The following is a 3217-nucleotide window of genomic DNA, read 5'->3' on the forward strand; positions in this document are numbered from 1 at the left end:
CATAGCCTTCCATACCATTTCGGGTTCTGTTGGATATTTGCGAAACCCGATGATGCGTCCTTCTTCATCGACGATAGTTAACGCTGAGCCGTGCACTTTGATTCTCGGATTCGCTTCCGCGTGCGCAAACTGTAGTTGGAGGCGATTCGATTCCGAGATATCGTCTGCATCCATCATCGCGATATACTGACCTTGACTCAACTGAATAGCGAGGTTCTTTTGGGCGCAAAATCCCGTTCGCTGCTCATTATGAATATAGCGTATTCTTTTGTCCGAGAGTAAATCGGAAATAATTTCCCGGCCATCGACCTCTGAAGGGTCTTCGACGATGATCAGCTCGAAATCTTCAAACGTTTGATTGAGGATACTCTGCACCGCCTCCCGAAAATAAACCGGATGCGGCCGGTAAACACACATGTTGACGGAAATGAGCGGGGAAAGGGGCATGGCAAAGTGCTCACGTTCTTGCGCGCGGTCCCTCGACTGCTTCGCTGATGGCTATTTCTCTCGCCAACTGCGTCACCATATTCTCCAACCGGCGGTAGCGATTGTAGAACACCCGGAGGAAAAACAGAAGGCCAAGGGTCACAAGGTACAGGACAAAATCACTTCCCCGGGTGATGCCGAACGTTCTGGCTGCCAGCGATGTGATCGGCGGATACGCGATGGCCACCGCGCCGGCCGTCCAGACGACAAACCAGAACAGGCCCGCCAGCCAGCTCGTCTGCCCACGGCGGAGTCGCCACAGATTGTTGAGAGCAGCGATGGTGCAAAGCGGTACAAAAACAATCTGGAACAGGTTCATCGCATAACCCTTTCGGCGATAATCTTGACGCCCATCCGAAATGCCGCCGACGTTTTCTGCCCTTTGGCCAGGGACGCCTCGCTATAACGAATGGTCACCGGCACTTCGATGAATCGGAGACCGGAGCGGGCAATTTGGTCAAGGATTTCGCTCGCATGCTCCATACGGTTCATCGTGATGTGGATGCGTTCAGCCCCGCGCCGCGTCATGAGGCGGATTCCGTTGTGTGTGTCCGTGACGCGAATCCCTGACATGAGCCGGGTATACCAAACGGCCGCCTTGAGCATGAGCTTGCGCGAAATTGGGATGCCCGCGGCCCGGCCTAGGAAACGGGACCCGAGAACATAATCGACACCGGCTTGGTGAAGCTGCTCGAGCATTTTCGCCAGATCACCGGGATCGTGCTGGCCGTCAGCGTCAAACGTAGCCACATATTCGGCCCCCTGCCGAAGGGCGAAGGTGATTCCCGTCTGGATAGCGGCTCCCTGGCCCAAATTCACCGGATGTCGCAGGACCCAAACCGGATACTGGAGCGCCACTTCGGCGGTGTTGTCGGCCGAGCCGTCGTCCACAACGACCACCGACCGGGCCACCTGGAGCAGACTTTCCAGGGTTCGGCCAATCCGCGGAGCCTCGTTGAAAGCGGGAACGACAACAAAACAGGACTGTGGTAGATTAGTGTCGCTTGAAGTGGCCATAGAACCGACTGGTGTTGGAAGTTGTGACGATCACGAAAAACTGAAAAAGGACCATCGCACCTTTTATTTTTGGTAAACGCAAGAGGCTATCCCAGATCCACTTACTGTTGTCGTGGTTCGTGCCGAAGATCGAAACCCGCGTTATTTTTCCATTTAGCGCTGCAATAACTCGTTTTCGGCGCTGGCCTGCGGTCTGCGTCATAGCCCTGGGATCACACATTACTCGTAGGGTGACCTTATCAGTGGAGCCCAGCTTCACCAAACTTCTCCGAAAAATGAACCTATGAGCTTGTTGGAGAGGACGGCCCTGGAGCCTCGCCTTGATTACGCATTATCATTGCTCCATTACGGGCCTGTCGTATGCGTTCTTCGAATTGCGTCCAAACGAGAAGCTTCCAAACGGCATAGAAAGTCCGAAATATTGACAGGGTTGACCATTGAGACGGTGTGCAGCGAAGACTAGTTGGAAGCCCCGGTGCGAAGCGCTCGATAGCATCTATAGAAACTAAATCCCGAAGGCCAGCGAACAAGCTTTTCAACCATATCCATCGAATTCTAAACGTAAAACCAACTTTGCGCCGATCAGTAAAATTTGGACCGAATTCAGATAATGCCGCCTTCAATACTGCCTTAGTTCGGCCATCCCGTAAAAGCACGTGGGGCGGAAAGCTTCTCGCGGCTGCCATCACATCCCAATCAAGTAAAGGACATCTTGCCTCTACCCCTTGCTCCGCAGAGGCGCGATCTAATTTACGAAACATGTGCCCGAGCAGAGATGCTTCCGACCAGTTCCTTCCCCAGGCACTCATCCAGCCCGGAATGGGCGGACCGACCAAGGCATCGCGGAAGGATGTGTCGGCGCGGTTTCCGATCCACTGGTCCGCGCTGCCATATCCTAGGAATACCTCGTCGCCACCGTCTCCAGTCAGAACGATTTTGCCGATTTGACGTACTTCGCGCATCATTAAAGCGAGCGGAAAGAATGAAATTGGTGCAAAAGGCTCATCTTGCAGACTCAGTGCCCACAGAACCTCCTCGGCCATTTGACCGAGACGCGGTCGCACGGAGCGCAGCGGCAATCCCAGGGAATCTGCCGCAATACTCGCAAAGGGACGATCAGGGACAAGAAGTCGATTCCCATGAAGAGTGATACATTCCGCATGTTCCAGACCGGCAAGAGCCTTGGCCACAACTGTAGAGTCGATCCCACCAGACAACAAACACACCGGGCATGGATTATTGGTGAGCCTTCGTAGGGTTGCTTGTCGAATCAATTCGCTTGAAAGGTCTACTGCCTCCTGAAATGTTTTGACAGATACTGGCTTAAAGCTTGGCTTGTGTACGGTCCGCGATAATAGTTTGCCGTTGAAATCAAACTCTAACACCTCGCCTGGAAGGATGTTCTCTACGTCTCGGAAGACGGTACGTCTTGGGTCAATATATCCGAAATTCCAAAAGTCGTTAACTGCGTCTTCATTAATTTCTAGCGGCTTGTCGGTTATCGAAGCTATCGCCGTGACCTTGGAGCCAAAAACTACCTCTTTTTCGCCAAAATAGAGGCTCAACGGTTTTTTCCCCACCGGGTCCTGGATCAAAAACAATTTTCGCGACCGAACGTCTACAATGGAACAAGCAAAACTGCCACGTACTACTTGCAAAGCATCTGTCCCCATTTGGTGCCATAACACCAATAGAACCTCTGCGTCTGAATCGG

At 52.9% G+C, this 3217-nt stretch carries 4 protein-coding genes; all 4 read right to left on the reverse strand.

Annotated elements, in window-relative coordinates; translation table 11 throughout:
* Positions 1-447: glycosyltransferase family 2 protein (locus tag H5U08_RS13795; RefSeq protein WP_297034189.1), on the reverse strand; the 447-nt coding region annotated here is incomplete at its 3' end.
* Positions 448-457: 10 nt separating this feature from the next.
* A complete protein-coding gene (locus tag H5U08_RS13800) occupies positions 458-805 on the reverse strand; it encodes a DUF2304 domain-containing protein (protein WP_297034192.1) in 348 nt (115 codons plus the stop codon).
* Positions 802-1503, reverse strand: coding sequence for a glycosyltransferase family 2 protein (locus H5U08_RS13805; RefSeq protein ID WP_297034194.1), 702 nt, complete (start codon positions 1501-1503; stop codon positions 802-804). The genes H5U08_RS13800 and H5U08_RS13805 overlap by 4 nt, the downstream gene beginning before the upstream one ends.
* Positions 1504-1784: 281 nt before the next feature.
* Positions 1785-3217 (reverse strand): asparagine synthase-related protein (locus H5U08_RS13810; protein ID WP_297034196.1); only part of this gene is annotated, 1433 nt, incomplete at its 5' end.

The organism is Thermogutta sp. (assembly GCF_014359955.1).
Lineage (GTDB): Bacteria > Planctomycetota > Planctomycetia > Pirellulales > Thermoguttaceae > Thermogutta.